19 protein-coding genes are annotated in these 21746 nt (G+C 69.7%); 11 read left to right on the plus strand and 8 right to left on the minus strand.

Annotated elements, in window-relative coordinates; translation table 11 throughout:
* The first annotated feature begins 2 nt into the window (after positions 1 to 2).
* On the plus strand, positions 3 to 662 hold the full coding sequence (locus AC07CM_RS09950) for a TetR/AcrR family transcriptional regulator (protein WP_478875850.1): 660 nt from the start codon (positions 3 to 5) through the stop codon (positions 660 to 662).
* A gap of 87 nt (positions 663 to 749) precedes the next feature.
* Here the strand turns inward: AC07CM_RS09950 and AC07CM_RS09955 are convergent, their stop codons facing one another.
* From AC07CM_RS09955 to AC07CM_RS09970, 4 genes are all read right to left on the minus strand, one after another.
* Positions 750 to 2411 (minus strand): carboxylesterase/lipase family protein, encoded by a 1662-nt coding sequence (locus AC07CM_RS09955; RefSeq protein ID WP_478875851.1) that lies wholly within the window; start codon positions 2409 to 2411, stop codon positions 750 to 752.
* A gap of 32 nt (positions 2412 to 2443) precedes the next feature.
* A complete protein-coding gene (locus AC07CM_RS09960) occupies positions 2444 to 3691 on the minus strand; it encodes a choice-of-anchor Q domain-containing protein (protein WP_478875852.1) in 1248 nt (415 codons plus the stop codon).
* Between the two features lie 739 nt (positions 3692 to 4430).
* Complete coding sequence (locus tag AC07CM_RS09965; protein ID WP_478875853.1) at positions 4431 to 5252, minus strand: SCO6745 family protein; 822 nt, start codon at positions 5250 to 5252, stop codon at positions 4431 to 4433.
* A gap of 4 nt (positions 5253 to 5256) precedes the next feature.
* The gene (locus AC07CM_RS09970; protein ID WP_478875854.1) at positions 5257 to 6138 is read right to left on the minus strand and encodes an alpha/beta fold hydrolase; all 882 of its coding nucleotides are present in this window, start codon (positions 6136 to 6138) and stop codon (positions 5257 to 5259) included.
* Positions 6139 to 6443: 305 nt separating this feature from the next.
* On the opposite strand from AC07CM_RS09970, the gene AC07CM_RS09975 reads away from it, so the two are divergent.
* The 10 genes from AC07CM_RS09975 (at position 6444) to AC07CM_RS10020 (ending at position 17148) form a co-directional block, all read left to right on the plus strand.
* On the plus strand, positions 6444 to 7643 hold the full coding sequence (locus AC07CM_RS09975; RefSeq protein ID WP_478875855.1) for an acetyl-CoA C-acyltransferase: 1200 nt from the start codon (positions 6444 to 6446) through the stop codon (positions 7641 to 7643).
* 71 nt (positions 7644 to 7714) lie between these two features.
* Positions 7715 to 8359: an HAD family hydrolase gene (locus AC07CM_RS09980; RefSeq protein WP_478875856.1), complete on the plus strand. Its 645-nt coding sequence runs from the start codon at positions 7715 to 7717 to the stop codon at positions 8357 to 8359.
* Positions 8360 to 8514: 155 nt separating this feature from the next.
* Positions 8515 to 10041 carry an AMP-binding protein gene (locus tag AC07CM_RS09985; protein WP_478875857.1) on the plus strand — a complete coding sequence of 509 codons (1527 nt, stop codon included), beginning with the start codon at positions 8515 to 8517 and terminating at the stop codon, positions 10039 to 10041.
* 82 nt (positions 10042 to 10123) lie between these two features.
* Positions 10124 to 10816: a TetR/AcrR family transcriptional regulator gene (locus AC07CM_RS09990; protein ID WP_478875858.1), complete on the plus strand. Its 693-nt coding sequence runs from the start codon at positions 10124 to 10126 to the stop codon at positions 10814 to 10816.
* Positions 10817 to 11094: 278 nt separating this feature from the next.
* Positions 11095 to 11913, plus strand: coding sequence for an SDR family oxidoreductase (locus tag AC07CM_RS09995; RefSeq protein WP_478875859.1), 819 nt, complete (start codon positions 11095 to 11097; stop codon positions 11911 to 11913).
* Between the two features lie 138 nt (positions 11914 to 12051).
* Positions 12052 to 13317 (plus strand): acyl-CoA dehydrogenase family protein, encoded by a 1266-nt coding sequence (locus AC07CM_RS10000; RefSeq protein ID WP_478875860.1) that lies wholly within the window; start codon positions 12052 to 12054, stop codon positions 13315 to 13317.
* A gap of 1 nt (position 13318) precedes the next feature.
* Positions 13319 to 14101, plus strand: a complete 783-nt coding sequence (locus AC07CM_RS10005; RefSeq protein ID WP_478875861.1) for an SDR family oxidoreductase — start codon at positions 13319 to 13321, stop codon at positions 14099 to 14101.
* The gene (locus AC07CM_RS10010) at positions 14094 to 14399 is read left to right on the plus strand and encodes a hypothetical protein (RefSeq protein WP_478876136.1); all 306 of its coding nucleotides are present in this window, start codon (positions 14094 to 14096) and stop codon (positions 14397 to 14399) included. The genes AC07CM_RS10005 and AC07CM_RS10010 overlap by 8 nt, the downstream gene beginning before the upstream one ends.
* A complete protein-coding gene (locus AC07CM_RS10015) occupies positions 14396 to 14494 on the plus strand; it encodes a hypothetical protein (RefSeq protein ID WP_478876125.1) in 99 nt (32 codons plus the stop codon). The genes AC07CM_RS10010 and AC07CM_RS10015 overlap by 4 nt, the downstream gene beginning before the upstream one ends.
* Before the next feature lie 233 nt (positions 14495 to 14727).
* The gene (locus AC07CM_RS10020; RefSeq protein WP_478875862.1) at positions 14728 to 17148 is read left to right on the plus strand and encodes a SpoIIE family protein phosphatase; all 2421 of its coding nucleotides are present in this window, start codon (positions 14728 to 14730) and stop codon (positions 17146 to 17148) included.
* Positions 17149 to 17278: 130 nt separating this feature from the next.
* Here the strand turns inward: AC07CM_RS10020 and AC07CM_RS10025 are convergent, their stop codons facing one another.
* The 4 genes from AC07CM_RS10025 to AC07CM_RS10040 all read right to left on the minus strand — a co-directional run bounded on the left by AC07CM_RS10025 (position 17279) and on the right by AC07CM_RS10040 (position 21724).
* Positions 17279 to 17611 carry a putative quinol monooxygenase gene (locus AC07CM_RS10025; protein WP_478875863.1) on the minus strand — a complete coding sequence of 111 codons (333 nt, stop codon included), beginning with the start codon at positions 17609 to 17611 and terminating at the stop codon, positions 17279 to 17281.
* A gap of 225 nt (positions 17612 to 17836) precedes the next feature.
* A complete protein-coding gene (locus AC07CM_RS10030) occupies positions 17837 to 18916 on the minus strand; it encodes an ABC transporter ATP-binding protein (RefSeq protein ID WP_478875864.1) in 1080 nt (359 codons plus the stop codon).
* A gap of 1 nt (position 18917) precedes the next feature.
* Entirely contained in the window at positions 18918 to 20849 is a 1932-nt protein-coding gene (locus tag AC07CM_RS10035; RefSeq protein ID WP_478875865.1) for an ATP-binding cassette domain-containing protein, read from the minus strand.
* Entirely contained in the window at positions 20846 to 21724 is an 879-nt protein-coding gene (locus AC07CM_RS10040) for a carbohydrate ABC transporter permease (protein ID WP_478875866.1), read from the minus strand. The genes AC07CM_RS10035 and AC07CM_RS10040 overlap by 4 nt, the downstream gene beginning before the upstream one ends.
* Positions 21725 to 21746 lie beyond the last annotated feature (22 nt).

The raw sequence follows: 21746 nt of genomic DNA on the forward strand, positions 1-21746 counted from the left end.
GTATGACGGAGGCACTGGCCCAGGACCGCGGCGCGCGGTCTCGTGACGCGATTCTCGACAGCGCCGGCGGACTGATGTCGCGGTACGGCTACGCCGCCACGTCCATTTCCATGATCTCCGCCGAGTGCGGCCTGCCGGCCAGCTCCATCTACTGGCACTTCGGCAGCAAGGACGGAATCTATGTCGCGGTGCTGGAGCGCGCCAGGACCACACTGCTGGCAGCCCTGCCCCCGGCCGAGGTGCCGGGCGCCGACGTGGCGCAGCGCCTGGACGCCTTCCTCGCGGAGGTCGAGGACGCCTTCCGGCGCCACCCGCACGGTCTGAAACTGCTGCTGGGGCTGGGCATGGTCCAGGAGGACGCCAGCGCGGCGGCCGTGGCCGAGGTGCACCACTACCGCGACGCGCTGGTGTCCTGGGCCCAGGATGCGCTGAGCGCCGTCTTCGGGCTGAGCGACCGCCCGGAGGTGGCGGACGAACTGGCGCGCTTCACACTCAGGATGGCGAGTGGCAGCGCCGTCGCCCGCTGGTTCGAACCGGGCGCCGTCCTGGAGACCGGGCCGTTGCACGTCGCCTTGCTGGCGCTCGCGGCTCACCACGACGTTCTGGTGCGCGGACCCTCGGGTGAGGGCACCCTGTCGCATGACGTCACGGACAGCGAATGACGGACGGGGACGCTCGTCGCAAGCCATGCGGGCAGGCAGCCATATCCCAGGGGCTGAGGGTTCGTCGCGGCCGCCGATGCGCCGACGTCATCGCACGGCTCCACGGGAAGTGGCGGAGGTGAGCCAGAACGCGCAGTGGTGGTCGGCCGCGAAGCCGGTGGTCGATGCGACCCGGTCCGGCGCCAGCACCTGGATGCGGTCCTCTTCGGCCGTGTGGCGAGGCCAGGCGGGGAGCCGGGAGCCGTTGGGGTCGCCGGTGGCCACGAACCGTGCCCAGTAGGCGGTCATCGTGGCGGACAGCCGTCGCTGGGCGGGCGTCAGGTGCAGGGAGTCCATCGGAAAGAGATAGGCGAGTTCGGAGGCGTGGAACGCGCCCTGCGGTGTGTGCGGCGCCGGGAGGAACGGTGGCGCCTGGGGGTCGTGGAACTCGTAGGCGTAGACGGGCGCCCGGGTGCCGTACAGCCGGCTGTCGGCCCGTGCCGGACAGGCGAACCGCTGGTCGGTGTTCACGGCGGAGTAGGCCAGGTTGGGGGATGGATACGCCGAGGCCGGATACGTGTGCAGGACCGCCGCTGCGCGGCCGCCGTGCTGGAGCCCGACAAGGGCGGCATAAGAAGCCGTGGTCAAGGGGCCGCCGCCGAGCAGATCCACGTACAGCGCCGTGAAGTAACGGTATTCGTCGTGGGTGTTGCCGTTCAGTGTCGGGACGGCGTTCACTCGTCCCTCGGCCCATGCCCTGTGCGGAGCACGCGGGAGGACACGTGGCCCGGTGTTCGGGCCCCACAAGGACGCTGTCCCGGTCCCGGTGCCGCGAAGGAGCTCGGTGGTGGTCAGGGCGCGCAGACAGGTCGCCGCGACGGTCGGGTCCGCGCAGCCGACCGAGGCCGCGAAGTCGCTGCCTCTCCGCTCGGCCGCGCCCAGCGTGAGCGGTGTCAGACCGCCGTCCGAGGCGCAGCTCCCGCTCTGCTGAATCGCCCGCTGGAACAGGCCTTCGGCGGTCGGGGAGGCGATGTGGGCGCAGGTGTCCGCCGATCCGGCGGACTGGCCGCCGAGGGTCACTCGTCTGTGGTCGCCCCCGAAGGCGTCGATGTTGTGCCGAACCCAGCGCAGCGCGGCCTGCTGATCCATCAAGCCGTAGTCGCCGGAGGCGTGTTCCTCGCTCTGCGCCGACAGTGCGGGATGGGCGAGGAACCCCAGTGCGCCCAGGCGGTAGTTGACGGTCACCACGACCACGCCCCGCGCGGTCAGCATCGAGCCGTCGTAGTCGCTGCCGGCGCCATAGGCGTTGCCGCCGCCGTGCAGCCACACCAGCACTGGGAAGGCCCGGCCACCGGTGCGGGCGGGGGTCCACACATTGAGGTACAGGCAGTCCTCCGTCGTGCTGCCGGTGCGGTTGGACTCGCCGGGCAGGACGGGGCCGCCGTCGGGGAGCAGCGTCAGCGGCGGTTGGGGGCAGGGTCGGGCCGCTGCGGTGGCGTCCCGCACGCCGGGCCATCGCTCAGCGGGTCGTGGGGGACGCCAGCGCAGTCCGCCCGTCGGTGGGGCGGCGAAGGGTATGCCCCGGAAGACCCGGCCGCCGTCGCGCAGCGCCGCGCCGCGCACCCAGCCGCGGTCGGTGCGCACGACCGGGGAGTCGTGAGCGGCGTCGGCACGGGCCGTGGGCGGGGGAACGGCGACAGAGGACAGCAGCAGGGCCAAAACCGCGATCACGGTGCGGGCCAGGGTGTCGCGCAGGCTCGGCGATCTCATCGCATCTCCTGAGGCCGGTGCGAGCGCTGTCGTCATGGCGTGTGCTCGTAGGCGCCGATGTCGCAGGCGGCGCCCTGGGGGCGACCGACACCGCGCTGATCAGTGGCCGGGCAGTCGGCCGCCGCGTCCAGGGCGGGGCTTCCCGGCAGCAGCGCGGCGGTGTCCGTGGGACCGCCGTTGTCGGCGAGCGGGCCGATCAACGGCGCACGGCTGGGCAGGTCGCCCGCGGCGGTGAGTCGGCAACTGCCGTCACCGTCGATGTTGTGGCCCCCCGAGGCGATGGTGGCGAAGGCCTTCTTGCAGTTGGCGGCCTTGCCGTCGACGGTGTTGCCGGCGACGACGGAGTTGCGCAACGTCAGTCGCCCCAGCGGCAGATCGACGACGTCGGGGATCGGGGAGGGCAGGCTGTCGAGGTAGGCGGGGGCGATGTTGATTCCGCCACCGCCGTCGCTCGAAGTATTGCCGGAAATAGTGGAGTTGAGGATTTCCACGGCTCCACGGCCACGGATGTCGATCCCGCCGCCGTAGCCGGCGAGGCTGCCGGGGCGGTCGCCTGGATTTGTCACGCGGTTGTCGGCGACCGTCGAGTTGGTCACGGTGCCGGTGTCGTCGAACCTGATGCCCCCGGCCTCTCCCGCGACGTTCGCGCCGACGGTGCTGTCGATCAGATCCAGGTGCGAGCCGGGGATGTTGAAGATGCCACCGCCGTAGCCCGCGGAGTTCCCGGTCACGGCGACCCGGCGCAGCGTCATGTGGTGTCCGTTGGCGATGCCGCCGCCACCGGTGTCGGTGATGGGCAGTTCGCGCTCCTTGGCCACACCCCCAGTGATCGTCAGATCGGACAGCCGGGTGTCCGCCTGCATGCGGAAGGCGCGGTCCAGGTGGTTGGCGTCGATGACGGTGGTCCGTGCGCCGGAGCCGCGGATCGTGGTGGGCGCGGTGACGTTCAGGTCGCCCGTGGTCGGGTCGGGGTGGTCTCCGATGATCAGGCGGGGATCCGGTGGGACGGTCAGCTGGTAGCGGCCCGGAGGCAGTGTGATGGTGCTGCCCTGGCGGGCGTTGGCGGCCATCACCGCGGCACGCAGGCTGCAGGCGCCCGACGCGGTGCGGCAGAGGCCGTCCGCCGGGTCGGCATCGACCGCGTCGGACGTGGTGTCCACGGTGAACTCCGTCGGTCCGGCGGCTGCGGGCGTCGCGTCAGCCCTGGCTGTGGGTGCGGCGAGCGCTACGGCCGTGGTGAGGACGACGGCGAGTGCCGCCGGGCTGGTTCGCAGGTTCATCGGTGCACTCCTCTCGGAGAGGAAGCGGAAGACTCGGCTGAGGCGAGTACTTCCTGCTGGTGCGGATGCGGCTCGTGCGAGAAACGCGGCCGGGCGCCTTCCGGTGCGGCGCTCGAGCGGCGAGGCGGGCCGGAGCAGGGGGCCGGCGGGCTGCGCACGGCGTGCGAACCGTCCGCGCTCTGTAGGGAGCGTTCCATTCACTGGGTTCCGTGTCTACCGACCGGCAGGGGAATGACCGGATAGAGACGGCGTCTTGGAGGGGGTGGAGGCCGCTTGAGCGCCGAGGAGGGCGGGCGGACTGCCTCGGCAACCATGGCTGCTGGCTTCCGGGCATCCGTGGCGGCACCCACCACCATGCGCTCAGAGCCTTTGCAGCTGTCCGGTTCGGCGGTCGCGGCGGGCGGCGGCGCTGGGCAGGCCGGCGCCCTGTTTGGCGCTGGGCGGCCCGAGCCGGGGGACCGACAGCGCCAACACCCGCTTCGGCACCTCCTGCGCCGAGATGCGTACAGGCTCCGGCCTTCTCGCCGCCCTCAACTCCGGCGACCAGGCGCCGGGCTCGCCCTCCCACGACATGGTGATCAACCCGGACAGTTCCGTCCCTCCTTGTCCGGGGGCGACCACCGGGACCGACTGTGCCGGCGTGGCTCAGTCGACCCTCTGGAGACCGTCGAGCCGGTTCCGTCGACAGGTGCGTGCCCCCAGGCGAGCCGCCGCCCGTCCTCACGGCATGGAACGGTGGTCAGCCGACCTTGAGAAGGCCGGCTTCGACGACGGCGTGGCCGAACGGGCGGGCCAGTTCGGCGAGACGCTCGCAGTCGGCGTCACTCAGGGCGGCGTAGGCGGCAAGGGCCAGACGGTCGGTGCGGTCCTCGATGTGCCCGCGCAGGAGTGCCCCTTGCGAGCTGAGGGAGTCGCCGTCGAGAAGGCCTCGCTCTCGCAGGTGCTCCCGGGTACCGTCCCACTCGTCCTCGGGCCAGGCGCGGCTCGCCCTGAGGAAGTCGCCGGGAACCTCACCGGTGGCGGCGTGCAGAATCAGTGCCTCCAAGCCTCCGACGCCCTCGCTCAGCAGGCACGCGACATGGCCGTCTCCACGGAACTCCCGGAGCAGCGTCTGGGCGTGCCACAGTTGCAGCACCGGCTCCTCCGGCCAAGGCAGCGCGGCATGCGCGGCGAACAGCGGACGGCCCTGCGCATGTTCGCGGGCCGCCTCGGCTGCCCGGCGGGTCAGCGTCAGGACCTCCTCCAAGTGGGGCAGCTCGTGGATTCCCGCGCGCCGCAGGGCTTCGCCCGCCGCGGCGTACCGCGCGTCCAGCACCTGCCGCGGCGTCGTCGCGTCCCAGGCCCCCTCCACCGCCCGGCGTACGAAATCGGGATTGAAGTTGTAGAAGGTCGAGATGACCAGCTCGGCGGATGCTCGGCCGAAGGCGGCGCTGCGGGAGGCGAAGTACCCGGCGCGTCCACTGAGTCCGAGGTCCGCGTACCGTCGCCTAGCCTCGGGAACGAAGTAGATCATGCCGTGTACGGGCTCGAGGCGGCGCCAGGCCGCCCGCGCTGTCTTCATGGGGTCACCTCTTCGGAGAGTCGACGAACGGGGCATTGCGTCGCGGTTTCTGCTGACCGTGCGTTCGCAGGTGTCCGAGCAACAGGCCGCTCAGCGTCTCGGGCGCCTCCTCGGGGACCCAGTGGCTGACGCCCTGAAGGGTCTCGAACCAGTACGGCCCCTTGACCCACTGCCCGGTCTCCTGGGCGGCCGCCGGGCCGAACGCGCTGTCCTGCGTGCTCCAGACGTACAGCGTGGGCACGTCGATGATGCCGATCGGGCCGTCGGGGCGGCCGGCCCGGTACCAGTTCAGCGCCGCGGTGAGAGCGCCCGGCCGGGACAGGTGCCGTACGTAGGCCTCGGCGCTGTCCTGGGGGACCTTTCCGGCGTAGAACGCGCGAAGCTCCTGGGCGTCGTGGGCGAGCATGCGCTCTTCGGTCGCGGGTGTTTCGCGCCAGTCGATCATGTAGTGCGAGCGTTCGCGTTGATCCAGGTCGGTGCGCAGTGTGGTGGCCAGAGCGCCGGGGTGAGGGGTGGAGACAACGGTCAGGGTGCGCACGCGGCCGGGGTGGGCGTGAGCGGTCCACCAGGCCACCGCGCCTCCCCAGTCGTGGCCGACCAGGTCGAACGCCGCCCAGCCCAGTTTCTCGGTGATCGCGACCACGTCGTCGACGAGGCGACCGATGCGATAGTCCTCGGGCCGCTGCGGGCGGGCACCCGGGGAGTATCCACGCTGGTCGGGCGCCACCACCCGGTAGCCGTGCGCGGCCAGTGCCGCGATCTGCCGTTTCCACACCAGTCCCGTCTGCGGGAAGCCGTGCAGCAGCAAGACCGGGCGGCCCTCGGGCGGACCCGCCACGATCGCGTCGAACACGCCCGCGGCGGTGAAGATGCTCGACTCGGTCACGACTCACCTCCTCATACCGACTGGTCGGTAGCCTTCAGATGCGGAGGCAGGCTGTCAAGGCCGCGAGCGCCGAAGAGCATGGTTGAACATGACGCCAAATTCAACTATAACGAGTGGGGAGGCCGGCTCCGTCACCCCCGCGGTCATGACTCACCTCTTCGGTCGACGAGGGAGACGCTCGACGACCGCTCACAGCGCCCCAGCCGACCATCGGCCCGGATCACCGGCAACGAGCCCGGCCCACGGAGCCGAATCACGCCCAAAGCTCCCGGACCCGCGGGACCCACAGGAAGCAGTGAGGCCACATGAGGGAAGCAGTCATCGTCTCGACGGCACGGACGCCGATAGGCAAGGCTTACCGCGGTGCGTTCAACGACACCCAGGCGCAGGAACTCGCCGCCCACGCCCTTGCGCACGCCGTGCGGCGCGCCGGGATCGAGGGAGACGAGGTCGAGGACGTCGTCTTCGGCTGCGCCGTGCAGCAGGGGTCTGCCGGGTTCAACGTCGCGCGCCAGGCCGCTCTGCGGGCCGGACTTCCGGACGGCGTGTCGGGCATGACGATCGACCGGCAGTGCTCCTCGGGTCTGATGGCCATCGCGACGGCCGCCAAGCAGATCGTCGCGGACGGCATGCAGGTCGCTGTCGGCGGCGGTGTCGAGTCGATCTCCTTGGTGCAGAACGACCACATGAACAACCACCGCGCGACGGATCCCTGGCTGGTCGAGAACAAGCCGAGCATCTACATGCCGATGCTGCAGACGGCGGAGATCGTCGCCGAACGCTACGGCGTGAGCCGGGAGCGCCAGGACGAGTTCGCCCTGCTGTCACAGCAGCGCACCGCCGCGGCGCAGGAGGCCGGCCGGTTCGACCAGGAGATCGTCGCGCTCACCAGCGTCAAGAAGGTCCTCGACAAGCAGTCCGGGGAGGTGCGGGAGGAGGAGGTCGTCCTGAACCGGGACGAGGGCAACCGCGCCTCGACGACGCTCGAGGGACTGGCCGGCCTGGCCCCGGTGCTGCCCGACGGTCAGGTGAGCGCGCACTCCAGCGTGACGGCCGGCAATTCCTCGCAGTTGTCGGACGGGGCCTCGGCATCGGTGTTGATGGAGGCGAAGGAGGCCGAGCGCCGCGGGCTGGAACCGCTGGGCGTCTACCGGGGTATGACCGTCGCCGGTTGTGCGCCGGACGAGATGGGCATCGGCCCGGTGTTCGCCATACCGAAGCTGCTGAAGCAGCACAACCTCACCGTCGACGACATCGGCCTGTGGGAACTCAACGAGGCTTTCGCATCCCAGGCGCTGTACTGCCGCGACGAACTGCACATCGACCCGGAGCGGTTCAACGTCGATGGCGGCGCGATCTCAGTCGGCCATCCCTACGGAATGACCGGTGCCCGCCTGGTGGGGCACGCGCTCATCGAGGGCAAGCGCCGCGGTGCCCGGTACGTGGTGATCTCGATGTGTGTCGGCGGCGGAATGGGCGCAGCCGGACTGTTCGAGGTCGTCTGAGGTCCGCATCCCTGTGGGCAACACATGGCTGCCGTCCGCACGGGGGCGGCAGCGAGCCGAAGAGAGAGGGCGTGGACAGCGTGTCGGAGATGGTGGAGAAGCGAACCGCGGTCCTGGTGGACTTCGGCGGCGTCATCACCTCCAGTGTGCTGCGGGCTTTCACCGACTTCGGCGCCTCGCTCGGCGGCGACCCGAGCCTGCCGCTGTACCTCCTGGGCCGGGACCAGCGGTCACGGGCTCTCCTGGCCGATCACGAATGCGGTCGTATCGACACCGAAGGCTTCGAGCGTGGATTCGCCGAGCGTCTCCGCGCTCACGGCGCCGACGTAGCGGCCGAGGGGCTCACGGCCCGGATGCAAGCGGGAATGTCGATCGACCAGGACATGCTCGCGCTGCTCGGTGAGTTCCGTGCCGCCGGCCGTCCCGTTGCGCTGGTGTCCAATTCGTTCGGTACCGGAACCTACGACGGCGTCGACCTCGCCGCTGTCGCCGATGTGGTCGTGATCTCCGCCGAGGTGGGAATCCGCAAGCCGTCCCGGCGCATCTACGCGATCGCGTGTGAACGCCTCGGCATCGACCCCGAGGAGGCCGTCATGATCGACGATCTGCAGCAGAACCTCGACGGAGCGGCGCGCATCGGAATCGGGGGCGTGCTGCACACCAGTGCCGCCGACACCCGGCGCCAACTCGCCGAACGCTTCGGGATCACCGCCTGACGGACCGACCGATCGGATGCGGTGAGATCGGCTTCTACGGCGTCTCCGGCCACGTTCGTCCGAGGACTTTGTGTCGAGGCCGGGCCGAACCAACTGAACGGCGCGCGGGCGAGACCCGCACCGCCACCTGCTCACATTCCCGGAAGGCACCGCCCATGACCAGCGTTCTCGATCCCGTCTGCCGCCACGCGGCTGCCACCCCCGACGCCATCGCACTGCGCGGTGGCGCGGATCAGTGGACCTACCGTCAACTCCGCGACGCGAGCGTACGGTACGCGGGTGCTCTGGCCGCCGCGGGCCTGTCCCCCGGGGACCGGGTGCTGCTCGCAGCTCCGTCGGTACCCGAGTTCGTGGTGGCCTACCTCGGGATCCAGGCTGCGGGTTGTGTCGTGGTGCCGGTCAACACGATGGTCACCCGGGCGGAGGCCGAGTACGTTCTCGGTGACGCCGGGTGTTCCTCGGCGATCGCGTGGCACGCCCTCGGCCCCGCCGTCGCGGAGGCGGCCGCGGCGCTCGGCGTTCCCTTCCGGACGCTGTCCCCGGGCGCGCCGGTCACCGGCGCGGGCCCGGCCGGCGTCGTCGACCGGGACCGCGACGAGACTGCGGCCATCCTCTACACCTCCGGCACCACAGGGCGGCCGAAGGGGGCCCAGCTCACCGTCGGAAACCTGTTGTCCGCCGGGGAGATCGGCGCCGAGTGCAGCCGCGCCTCGAGCGCCGACCGCATCGGCACCGGACTCCCGCTGTTCCATGTGTTCGGCCAGGCATCGGTCCTGATGGCGACCCTGACCGTGGGCGGCTCCATGTCGTTGCTGGCCCGTTTCGACCCGGCGGCCATGCTGGAGATGCTGCGCCGTGACCGGCTCACCGTCATGGCCGGCGTACCGACCATGTGGAACGCGCTGCTGCACGCGGCAGGCGACGCGAACCCGGCGGACTTCGCGGGGCTCCGGGTCGCCGTCTCCGGGGGCGCCTCGCTGCCCGGCGAGATCGCCCGGGCCTTCGAGGCCCGCTTCGGCTGCACGATCCTCGAAGGGTACGGGCTCACCGAGACCACTGCGTTCGGCACCTTCAACGACGTCGACCGAGGCGGCAAGACCGGCTACACCGGCAGGGCGGTCCCGGGGGTGCAGGTCCAGGTGCGGGACAGCGACGGCACCGAGTGCCCGCCGGGTACGGTCGGCGAGGTCCACATCAAGGGACCCACGGTGATGCGCGGCTACTGGAACCGCCCCGCGGACACCGCCGCGGCGATGTCCCCCGACGGCTGGTTCCGCACCGGCGACCTCGGCGAGACCGACACGGACGGCGACCTGCGCATCGTCGACCGTATCAAGGACCTGATCATCCGCGGCGGCTACAACGTCTATCCCGGTGAGGTCGAGGAAGTTCTCTACGAGCACCCGGACATCGTTGAGGCAGCCGTGATCGGCGTTCCCGACGACCATTACGGCGAGGAGGTCGCCGCGCTCGTCGCCGTCCGGCCCGGCTCGGAAGTCGGCGCCGCCGAGGTGTCGAGCTGGGCCCGGGAGCGGCTGTCCGCCTACAAGATCCCGCGCATCGTCCGGTTCGTCGACGCGCTGCCCAAGGGCCCGACCGGCAAGATCCTCAAGCGGTCCATCGACCGTACGGTCCTGACTCGCGACACCGCGCCCGGCGATGTCGCCGCTCGTCGCCCATGAATGTCTCTTCTCCACCTCCGTCGCAGCAACGGGGCTCTGGGGGTTTATGACCATGGCGTCGGATTCAAGTAGAGTTCCGGGGATGGACACCCCCGCGCCCGAGGAGATCGACAGCGAGCCGGCACCGCCCATGGCGCCCCTCTCGCACCTTCGTGAGCCGCCGACGACGCAGCGCGGAGCACGGACACGGGCTGCTCTGGTGAAGGCCGCGCGAAAGGTGTTCGAACGAGACGGCTACCTCGACACCCGCCTGACCGACATCACCAAAGAGGCGCGTTGCGCGGCGGGATCCTTCTACACCTACTTCGCCAACAAGGAAGAGGTGCTGGCCGCCGTCCTCCTGGAGGCACAGGAGGACATGATGCACCCCGGCATGGCCCGGGTGCAGGGTACCGACGATCCCTACGCGGTGCTCGAGGCGAGCAATCGCGCGTACCTCGAGGCGTACGGACGGAACGCGAAGCTGATGGCACTGCTTGAGCAGGTCGCCCAGGTGGAGCCCGAGTTCCGTGAGTTCCGAAGGCGGCGCGGGGACGCGTTCATCCGCCGCAATGCCCGCGGCATCGCCGACCTGCAGGCGCGGGGTGTCGCCGACCGTGAGGTCGATCCGATGATGGCCTCCCGCGCGCTGTCGGGCATGGTCAGCGTCATGGCCTACAACGCCTTCGTGCTCTGTGAGGGACCAGAAGAAGGCGCGCCGGTGGACTTCGAGGAACTCGTGTCCACGGTCACCCGGCTCTGGGCGAACGCCCTTCGGTTCCCCGGCCCTCGCTGATCGGCCTGCCTCCGGGCCGGTTACCTCATCTGCTTCTCTTCTCCTCCGCGGACGTGACCCGCGCCAGGCGCATGGGCGTTCGCATGGCGCCGGGTTCCCCGACGATCCGTCCGGTGCGCCGCTCGTACCCCTGAGGCCGACGGCTCTCCGTGCTCCCGCGCGCCCCTGTATTGAACTTGACGCCAGATTCAACTATACAGGTCGGGAAAGCCACGGCCGCCCACTCCCGGCGTCCGTGTCCAGGCATCGCACGCCCCTTCAACGGGAGAGGGTTCGCCGTGAACGTTGCACAAAAGGTCGCCATCGTCACCGGTGGCGGTCGCGGAATCGGCCGCGCGCTGGTCGCACGGCTCGCTCGAGAGGGCGCCCGGGTCGTCGTCGCGGACCTCGACGCGGACACGGCGCGAACGGTGTCGGAGGCAGTCAACGCCGACCACCCGGGAAGCACCGTCGGCGCCGGCGCGGACGCGTCGGACACCCACCAGATCGAGCAGTTGATCGCCCTGGCGGAGAGCACCTTCGGGCCGGTCGACCTCTACTTCGCCAACGCGGGCATTGCGGGGGCGCTCGGCCTCGACGCGAGTGAGCAGGAGTGGGATCTCTCGATCGACGTGAACCTGCGAGCCCACATCCGTGCGGCGACGCTCCTGGTGCCTCGGTGGCTCGAGCGCGGTGAGGGCTTCTTCGTCAGCACCGCCTCGGCGGCCGGGCTGCTCACTCAAATCGGCTCCGCCACGTACGCCGTCACCAAGCACGCGGCCGTCGCCTTCGCCGAATGGCTGAGTGTCACCTACGGCGATCATGGAGTCCGTGTCAGTTGTCTGTGCCCGATGGGGGTGAACACCAGGCTGCTGTACTCCGGGGAGGACTCCGGGGACGCGCTGGGAAGAGCGGCGACGCGGGCCGTCACGTCCGCGGGTGACGTCCTGGAGCCGGCCAAAGTCGCCGACGCCGTCCTGGCCGCGATCGAGGACGAGCGCTTCCTGATCCTGCCGCACGAAGACGTCCTGGAGATGTACCGGCAGAAGGGCTCGGACTATGACCGGTGGCTGCGCGGGATGCGCCGCTACCAGAGTTCTTTGCAGGCGCAGACCTGACCGGTGCGCCGGACGGCGCCGCCCGCGCAACAGCTGCTGACCCTGCGCAACACCGCGGGCCCGCCGACCGGTGCGGTCGACGCGGTGGACGCCGGCCTGGGCCCACTCCATTTCCCTCCCCGACCTTCAGGAGTACAGATGTCCCTGTTCGAGACGTCGGACCGCGCCAAGCAGTACCGGGCGGATCTGCTCGAGTTCATGGATGCGCACGTCTACCCCGCCGAGGAGGTGTACCACGAGCAGATGCGCGCGTCGGGTGACCCGCACTTCCACCCGCCGGTCATCGAGGACCTCAAGGCGGAGGCGCGGCGGCGCGGACTGTGGAACCTCTTCCACCCCCACCCCGAGTGGGGCCCGGGACTGACAAATCTCGAGTACGCGCCGCTGGCGGAGATCATGGGGCGCAGCCACATCGCCTCCGAGGCGTGCAACTGCAACGCTCCCGACACCGGAAACATGGAGGTGCTCACGCTCTTCGGCAGCGACGAGCACAAGGAGAAATACCTCAAGCCACTGCTCGACGGGACGATGGCGTCGGCCTTCGCGATGACCGAGCCGCGGGTCGCCAGCTCCGACGCCACCAACATCGAGTTGCGGATGGAGCGCGACGGCGACGAGTACGTGCTCAACGGCCGTAAGTGGTTCGCGTCCAACGCCCTGCACCGCAACTGCAAGGTGCTCATCGTCATGGGCAAGACGGACCCCACCGCCGCCCCGCACCGCCAGCAGTCGATGATGGTCGTCCCGATCGACGCCCCCGGGATCACCGTGCTGCGCGGGCTGCCGGTGTTCGGCTACCAGGACCGTGAGGGGCACGCCGAAATCGACTTCACCGACGTACGGGTGCCGGCCACAGACCTGCTCAAGGGCGAGGGCGAGGGCTTCGCGATCAGCCAGGCCCGGCTCGGGCCGGGTCGAATCCACCACTGCATGCGGGCGATCGGCGCGGCCGAGCGGGCGTTGGAGTTGATGTGCCGACGTGCGCAGTCACGGGTGACGTTCGGCCGTCCGGTCGCCGACCGGTCCAACATCCAGGACTGGATCGCGGAAGCGCGTATCGACATCGAGATGATCCGCCTGCTCACCCTCAAGGCCGCGTACCTGATGGACACGGTCGGGAACAAGGAGGCACGCACCGAGATCGCGGCCATCAAGGTGGCAGCGCCGAACATCGCGTTGAAGATCGTCGACCGGGCGATCCAGGTGCACGGGGGAGCAGGAGTGACCGACGACTTTCCGTTGGCCATGATGTACGCGGGGCTGCGGACGTTGCGGCTGGCGGACGGTCCCGACGAGGTCCACAAGCGGGCCATCGCGAAACAGGAACTGCGGCAGTACCGCGGCACGGACACCGCGGCGGTGAGCGGCACGGCCACCGCCGGCCGGAAGACGGCGGTGATCTGAGATGACGGGACTCGATCTCACCGGTCGCACCGCCGTCGTCACGGGCGCCTCACGCGGTATCGGGCTGGCGATCGCCCAGGCCATCGCCGCCGCCGGCGGAAACGTCGTCCTCACCTCCCGGTCCCAGGAAGCGGCGGACGCCGCCGCAGCCCAGGTCAGGGGCACAGCGGTCGGCGTCGGTGCGCACGCGGTCGACGAGGAGGCGGCACAGCGCTGTGTGGACCTGACGCTCGAGCGCTTCGGAAGCCTGGACATCCTTGTCAACAACGCGGGAACCAACCCTGCCTTCGGCCCAGTGATCGACCAGGACCACAGTAGGTTTGCCAAGACCTTCGACGTGAACCTCTGGGCTCCCGTCCTGTGGACGGGACTGGCCACTCGGGGCTGGATGGGCGAGCACGGTGGCGCGGTCGTCAACACCGCGTCGGTCGGCGGCATGGCCTTCGAGGCGAACATCGGGTTGTACAACGCGTCGAAGGCCGCGCTGATCCATCTCACGAAGCAACTGGCCCTGGAACTCTCGCCGAAGGTGCGTGTCAACGCGGTGGCACCGGGTGTGGTGCGCACGAAGCTGGCCGAGGCTCTGTGGAAGGAGCACGAGAAAGCCGTGTCCGCCTCGACGGCGCTCGGGCGCATCGGGGAGCCTGCCGACATCGCCTCGGCGGTCGCCTTCCTCGTCTCGGACGCCGCGAGCTGGATCACCGGCGAGACCATGGTGATCGACGGCGGCCAGCTGCTCGGTGACGCGCTCCCGTTCAGGCAGGGAGCCGCCATCGGTGGCTAGCGCGGACGCCGTCGGAATCGACGCCGGGGTGGTGAACCGCCGGTCCACAACCCTCGGCGTCGACCTCACCGGGCCGCCCGTCCGCTCGTGGACTCCGTGGACGGACCCGGCCGCGGTGCACCGCTCCTTCCGCCCCACCGTCAGGCTGCTGGAAGCCGCCGGTGCGTACGGGCTGCGTGGCATGTACGACCTCAGCGACCTCTCCTGGCGGGTGGCCGTCGTCGCCGAACCGGAACTCACCGTGTCGCTGCTCGACCGCTGTCCGTCCGCTACCGGCTGCGCCGTTTCGAGGAGCTGACCGGCAGCAGCCCGGACGCCCCGGACATCGCGGTGGAACTCGGCTGGGCCTTGGCGGCACGCGGGCTGGGGACACCCCCACGAGGCCCGGCGTGAGCGGGCCACCTCGCCCATTGATCCCCTGTGTCCGCCACGCCGTGCCACGCGGCGGATGGGACCGCGGCCCCCACCGGGTTTCAATGGGTTCCCTGGCGTCAGCAGGTCAGCGTGCCTGGAGAACGCGGCGCCACCGTCCCGGACACGATCATGCCGGTCACCGGTCGTGGTCAGGACCCGCGGCAGAACATCGGCGACCGAGTACAAGGTGGTGTGCAGCCGTGGACGAGCGGATGACGGAGCTCCGTGAAAGCCACGACGATCCGTTCGCCGTGCACCTCGCCGCCCTGGCGGTGCTCGACGACCGGGGAGTCGTGGTCGGGTGGAACCGGCGGGCGCAGGAGCTGCTCGGCTATCCGGACACAGCCGTGATCGGTCGTCCGGCATTCGAGATCCTCGTCGATCCGCGTGATCTACCGGCTGTCAGGCAGGCCGCGGCGCGCTGTAGGAGAGCCGACGGCTGGTTCGGCGTGCTCACGGTGCGGCACCGCGACGGGCGGCTGGTGGAGATGGGGCTCAGGGCCCATGCGGTCTCACGCGCCGACCGGGTCCGTGAGTGGTTTCTCGCCGGGGCACTCGCGGCTGACGTCCTGGAGTGGCAAAGGGACCGCGCGGTTCTCGACGGGCTGTACCGCCGGTGCCCGATCGGCCTGGTCGTTCACGGCACCGACCTGAGGCTCCTCCGGGTCAACCGGGCCGTCGAACGCTTCAGTGGCGTCCCGGCGGCAGATTTTCGGGGGCTGCCCACCGGGCAGATGCTCCTCCCCGACGACGCACGCAGGGCCGTGGAGCGTGTGCGCCAGGTCATGGAGACCGGAAGACCGTTGATCTACTCCGAGCAGTTCGCCCGCCTGGAGCAGGATCCGGCGCGAGAGCGGGTCGCGTTGGTCTCGGCTTTCCGGATGGAGGATCCCTCCGGCCGCATTCTGGGCGTGGCCGAGATGATCGAGGACATCACCGAACGCCATCGGGCCCAGCGCCGGCTCGCACTTCTCGACCAGGCCGGCAGCCGCATCGGAACCACCCTCGACGTGGCAGAGACCGCCCGGGAACTCGCCGAGGTGATGGTGCCGCACCTCGCCGACCATGCGTCAGTGGACCTGCTGCAGCCGGTGACGCGCGGTGAGGAACCGACGTGGGCCCTGGCAGGGACTGTGGTACGCGTGGGGGCCTGCGACGTCGGCGCCCAGCAACCCGGCCCGCCCCACCCCCACGGCGAGCCGGTGGCGTTCGGGCCCGGCACACCCCAGGCCACGTGCCTGGCCGAGGGGCGGCCCGTCCTGGAACCTGTTCTCCCGCCCGACTGGTTCTCCGCGGAAGGCTGCCAGGGGGCTCATGCTCCCGCCCTGGGCGTCCACTCGCTGATCGTGGTACCCCTGGCCGCACGTGGCCTGGTGCTGGGTGTGCTGACCCTGTGGCGTTCGCGCCGCCCCGATCCCTTCGAGGCGGACGATCTCACCCTCGCCCAGGAACTCGCCTCGCGGGCCGCCGTCGCCATCGACAACGCCCGGCGCTTCACCCAGCAGCAGCAGACCGCGTTCACCCTGCAGAGCAGCCTGCTGCCCCGGACGGTCCCGGACCAGTCGGCCGCCGAGGTGGCCCTGCGATACCTGCCGGCCAGCGCCGCACCGGGTTTGGGCGGCGACTGGTTCGACGTCATTCCCCTGTCCGGGGCGCGGGTCGCCCTCGTCGTCGGCGACGTGGTGGGACGCGGCATCCACGCCGCCGCCACCATGGGGCGGCTGCGTACCGCAGTACACACGCTCGCCAGCCTCGACCTGGAACCGGACGAGGTCCTCTCCCGCCTGGACGACATGGTCATCCTGCTGGCGGCCGAACAGGAAGCGGCCGGCGAACGGCCCGTCGGCGAGCAGGTCGTCGGTGCCACCTGCCTGTACGCCGTGTACGACCCGGTCTCCGGGCGCTGCTCCGTGGCCCGCGCGGGCCACCCGCCGCCGGTGGTGACCGCCCCGGACGGACAGGTGGCTCTGCTCGACCTGCCCACCGGCCCACCACTCGGCCTGGGCGGCTTGCCGTTCGAGGCCCGGGACGTCGAACTGGGCGAGGGAAGCCTGCTGTGCCTGTACACCAACGGACTCATCGGCGAACACCACATCGATGCCGACCTCGGCCTGACCAGGTTGTGCGCGGCGCTCACCCGCCCCGCCGACGCGCTGGAACAGACATGCCAAGCGGTGGTCGACTCACTCGTGCCCGCGCGCCCCACCGACGACGTCGCGTTGCTGATCGCCCGCACCCACATGCTGCCACCGGACGATGTCGCCTCCTGGAGTCTGCCGCTGGAGCCTGCAAGCGCCGCCCGGGCCCGGGCACTGACCTCGGCCAAGCTGAGCGAATGGGGTCTGGAGCACTTGGCGTTCACGACCGAGTTGATCGCCAGCGAACTGGTCACCAACGTCTACCGCTACGCCACTGGCCCCGCGACCCTGCGGCTGGTCCGTGAACGGTCTCTGGTGTGCGAGGTCAGCGACACCAGCCACACCTCACCCCACCTGCGCCGCGCCCGAACCACCGACGAGGGCGGCCGCGGCCTGTTCCTGGTGGCCCAGATGACGGAACGCTGGGGCACCCGCTACACCCGCGAGGGAAAGACCGTGTGGACCGAACAATCACTGACCGGCCCGCTCGCCTGACCGACTCAGGCCGTGCCGGGGTTCCGGCGCGGTAGGGCGCGGAGCGCCGATGCCCGATGCGACCAGGTAGCCGAACGGGACGGAGACCAGTCCGGGGGCTGCATGGGGAGACGCGCGCCCGGACAGGGAGCTACTCCTGTCCGGGGACGGCCATCTCCCCAAGGAGCGACCAATCGTCCTGTGGCACCGTCGCGTTCACGATGCGCGGCGTCTCGACCAGATGGGGCGGCAGCGTCTGCTGCGCAGCCCTGAAGTGCGCGGACTGCACATGCTTGGCGCCGGCCTCGTCGTTGCGGAAGGCCTCGACCAGGACGTACTCCGTCGGGTCCGCCACGCTGCGCGACCAGTCGAACCACAGGCAGCCGGGCTCGGCGCGCGTGGCCCGGGTGAAGTCGGCGGTGATCTCGGGCCAGCGGTCGGCGTGCTCGGGACGGACCCGGAACTTGGCGGTGATGAAGATCATGGGGTTCCTTCGCTGATGTCTGTGCGTTCGGCACCGAACGGGCGTTGCGTACGGCGGATCGTACGAACTCGGTTCGCTGTCGCCGGCTCGCCGACCCCACCCACAGCGGACGCGTCGCGGCATTCCGCCGCACGGCCGCGGCGCCCCACGCGCCGCGGCGGGGCCCCTGATGGGCGGCCCGCTGCGGTGGAGCGGGTAGGTGGCGCGGGTGTGCCCGACGGATCGTTACGACTGGAGTACCAACTGACCGTCCGCGTACGGAAGGACCTTGGCGCGCGGCAGGTGCACGAGGACCTCCTCGCCGACCGGAACTCCCTCCTCCCGTGGCGTCTTGGCCCTGACGAGTTGGCCGGCGACCTCGACCTCGAGCACGCGCTGCGCACCGTGGTCGCTGACGCCCCGCAGCCGGCCGGGGAAGGTGTTGGGGCCGGGGTCCGCGACGACCTTGACGTGTTCGGGCCGGACACCGATCTGGACCTCGGTCGTGCTCTGGGGGATGTCCCAGGCGATGGACAGCGTCCGGCCGCACAGCGCGAAAGGCCCGTCGTCACGGTCCACTGTCAGGAAGTTCATCGCCGGTGAGCCGATGAAGTAGCCGACGTAGGTGGAGGAGGGCGCCTCGAAGAGCTGCTCAGGGGTGCCTTGCTGCACGGCGCGGCCGTCCTTCATGACGAGCACTTCCTGCGCGAAGCTCATCGCCTCGTACTGGTCGTGCGTCACGTAGATCACCGTGGGCCGGAACTGTTCGGTGATCTCTCGGATCTTGCGCCGCAGCGAGTGCTTCAGCTGCGGATCGATCACGGTGAGCGGCTCGTCCATCAGGACGGCCGCCACGTCGTCACGGACCAGGCCGCGGCCGAGTGAGATCAGCTGCTTGTCGTCGGCGGTGAGCCCGCGGGCAGGCTGCCCCAGCCGGTCGTGCAGCTCCAGAGCCTCGGCGACCTGCCGGACCTTGGCGTCGATCCTCGCCTTGTCCAAGCGTCGGCACTGCAGTGGGAAGGCGAGGTTCTCGTAGACCGTCATCGACTTGTAGATGACTGGGAACTGGAAGACCTGGGCGATGTTGCGCGCCCTCGTGGGGAGGGCGGTGACGTCGACGCCGTCGAACAGCACCCGTCCCCGGGATGGTCTGACCAGGCCGGACAGGATGTTCAGCAGCGTCGTCTTGCCGCAGCCCGAGGGTCCGACCAGCGCATAGGTCTTGCCGGACTCGAAGGTCAGCTTCAGCGGCTTGAGAGCCCAGCGCTCCTCCTCGGCACCGGGCGCGTACGCGTGCCCGACGTCGACGATGTCCAACTGCGCCATATCAACGCCCTTCCACTGAAGCGAGATCGTATGTGGGTGTCCGCACGAGCGTGCCCTGCTGGTCGAAGGCGAACAACCGGTCGGGACGGAGCCGAAGTCTGACCAGGTCGTCGAGGGCGACGTCGTGGATGCCCTCGATCTGTACGACGAAGGGGGTCTCGCCGACGACCACATGGACGAAGGTCTCGGAGCCGGAGATCTCCACGAAGGTGACCTCGCCCTCGACCCCTGCGGAAGCCAGGCTGACGTCGGTGGCACGGAGGCCGAACTGGTAGGCGCCGTCGGGCAGGTCGGCCAGGTGTGCGGAGACGTGCGTGGCCTGGAAGCCGGCCACCGAGACCTGACCGCCCTCGATCCGGCCCCCGAAGATGTTCATCGGCGGGTCGTTGATGATGGACGCCACCGTGGTGGTCGCCGGGCGTTCGAACACCTCCTGCGGGGTGCCGGTCTGGAGGATCCGCCCCTCGTGCATCACCAGGACCACGTCCCCGAGCATCATCGCCTCGGCGGGTTCGGTGGTAGTGAAGATGACGATCGTGTCGCCTTGGTCCGAGAAGAGGGCCTTGAACTCGTCGCGCAACTGTTCGCGCAACTTGTAGTCCAGGTTCGCCAGCGGCTCGTCGAGCAGGAGGATGCCGGTCCCGCGCGCCAGGGCGCGAGCCATCGCGACGCGCTGCTGCTGGCCGCCGGAGAGCTGGGAGGGCTTGCGCTTCTCGAACTGTGCAAGCCCCACGCTCGCCAGGCTCTGCCGGACCCGTCGCTGGATCTCGTCCCGTGACAGCCCGGCCCGCTTCAGCGGGAAGGCCACGTTGTCGAACACATCGAGATGCGGATAGTTGATGAACTGCTGGTAGACCATGGCGGTGTCGCGCCGCCACACCGGCGTCTTCAGGAAGTCGGATCCCGCCCGGGTCAGCGAGCCGGAGTCCACCTTCTGCAGGCCGGCCAGGGCCCGCAACAGTGTTGTCTTCCCGGCCATGGTCCGGCCGATGACGGTGTGGAGCCGTCCCGGCCGGAACGTGGCGGTCACGTTCTTGAGGTGGTCGACACCGTCGACGGTCAGGCACAGATCGGTGGCACTCAGGTTCATCGGACGGCTCCCGACAGGTTCCCCTTGGACAGCAGGCGCTCCACCCAGAGGGCGAGCAGGATCAGCGGTGCCACGCCGAAGAGCGCGGCGGCGGACAGCGTCCACCACGGTGGAATGGAGGAGTTGAGGGCGACTACCGCCTGCGGCAGGGTCTGGACCTCGGTGAAGGTCAGCCGGAAGGCGAAGAAGAAGTCGTTCCAGCCGAACACGGCGCAGAACATCGCCGCCACGGTCAGCCCGGGCAGGGAGTTCGGCAGGATCGCCCGTACGAAGGTCTGGAACGGGGGGGCAGCCGTCCAGCATCGCCATCTCGTCGATCTCCCGGGGGATGCCGTTGAAGAAGTCCACCATCACCCACACCGCGATCGGCAGCAGCAGCGCGACCGTCACGATGACCAGGCCCAAGATGCTGTCCAGGAGGCCACCCCATTGCAGGAGGTAGAAGAAGGGGATCACCAGGACGACGGGAGGCATGATGCGTTGGGAGACGAAGAAGAAGACGATGTCGCTGTTCTTGATGAAGCCCAGCTTGAACCGGTACCGGGACAGCGCGTAGGCGGCCAGGGACCCCAGGGCCAGGCTGATGGCGGACGCGGCGAGGGTGATGATCGCGCTGTTCACGAAGGGATCGATCACATCGACACCGCCGGCTCCGCCGAAGATGTTGCGCCAGCCGGTGAGGGTGGGTCTGTACTGCACCCAGGGGATGTAGGTGGGACCGCCCTGGACGGCGTTGGCGTTCTTGAAGCTGGTCGTCATCGCCCACAAGAACGGTCCCGCAACGAAGCAGGCCCACAGGGCGATCACGGTGTACTTGAATACGGGATAAAGGCGCGACCTCATGAGTCCCCCCTCAGCTTGAAGGCCCTGGTGAGCAGCGCGGCGACGACCGTGAGCGTGACGATCATCAGGACGAGGTAGGTCAGGGACATCGCCCCGCCGTAGCCGGTCTGCTGATCGCGGAGCCCCTGGATGTAGAGGTAGTAACCCGGGGTCTCCGTGGAGGACCCCGGCCCGCCGGACGTCAGTACGTAGACGCTGTCGGAGAGCTTGGACGCCTCGATCAGCCGGATGATGACCGCCGCGACAGAGACCGGTGCCATCAGTGGGAAGGTCACCTTCCAGAAGGTGCGCCAGGTGCCGGCGCCGTCGATCGCGGCGGCCATGAACGGTTCCTTGGGAAGGCTGAGCAGGCCGGCCAGGAGCAACAGGAACATGAAAGGGGTCCACTGCCAGATCTCGACGGTCATCAGCGCGACCAGGGCCGGACCGGACTCGGTGAGCCAGGGAATTCTCGTCAGGCCCAGCATCCCCAGCAGATCGTTCGCCGGCCCCAGTGACTCATGGAAGATCGTTTGCCAGATGGCGGCCATCACCACGGGCGTGGTCATCATGGGGACGAGAAAGAGCACCCGCCAGAATCTGCGGCCGCGTACCTCGCGCCAGACCAGCAGGGCCATACCGAATCCGATGACGTACTGGATCAGGACGGTGCCGCCCGCCAGCAGCAACAGCCGGGTGATGGAGGCCCAGAAGCGGCTGTCGTGCAGCATCGCCGTGTAGTTGGCGCCTCCGATGAAGTCCATCCGAGGGTTGCTCACGTTCCAGCCGGAGAAGCTGACGCGGATGGTGAACAGAAGAGGGAAAATGATGATCAGAAAGAGCGTGAGCAGTCCTGGCAGCAGGAACATGCTCTTGTGCCGGCGCAGGCCGTCCATGGTTCTCCTTGAGGAATGGGGC

Source organism: Streptomyces sp. NPDC044061 (assembly GCF_056434305.1).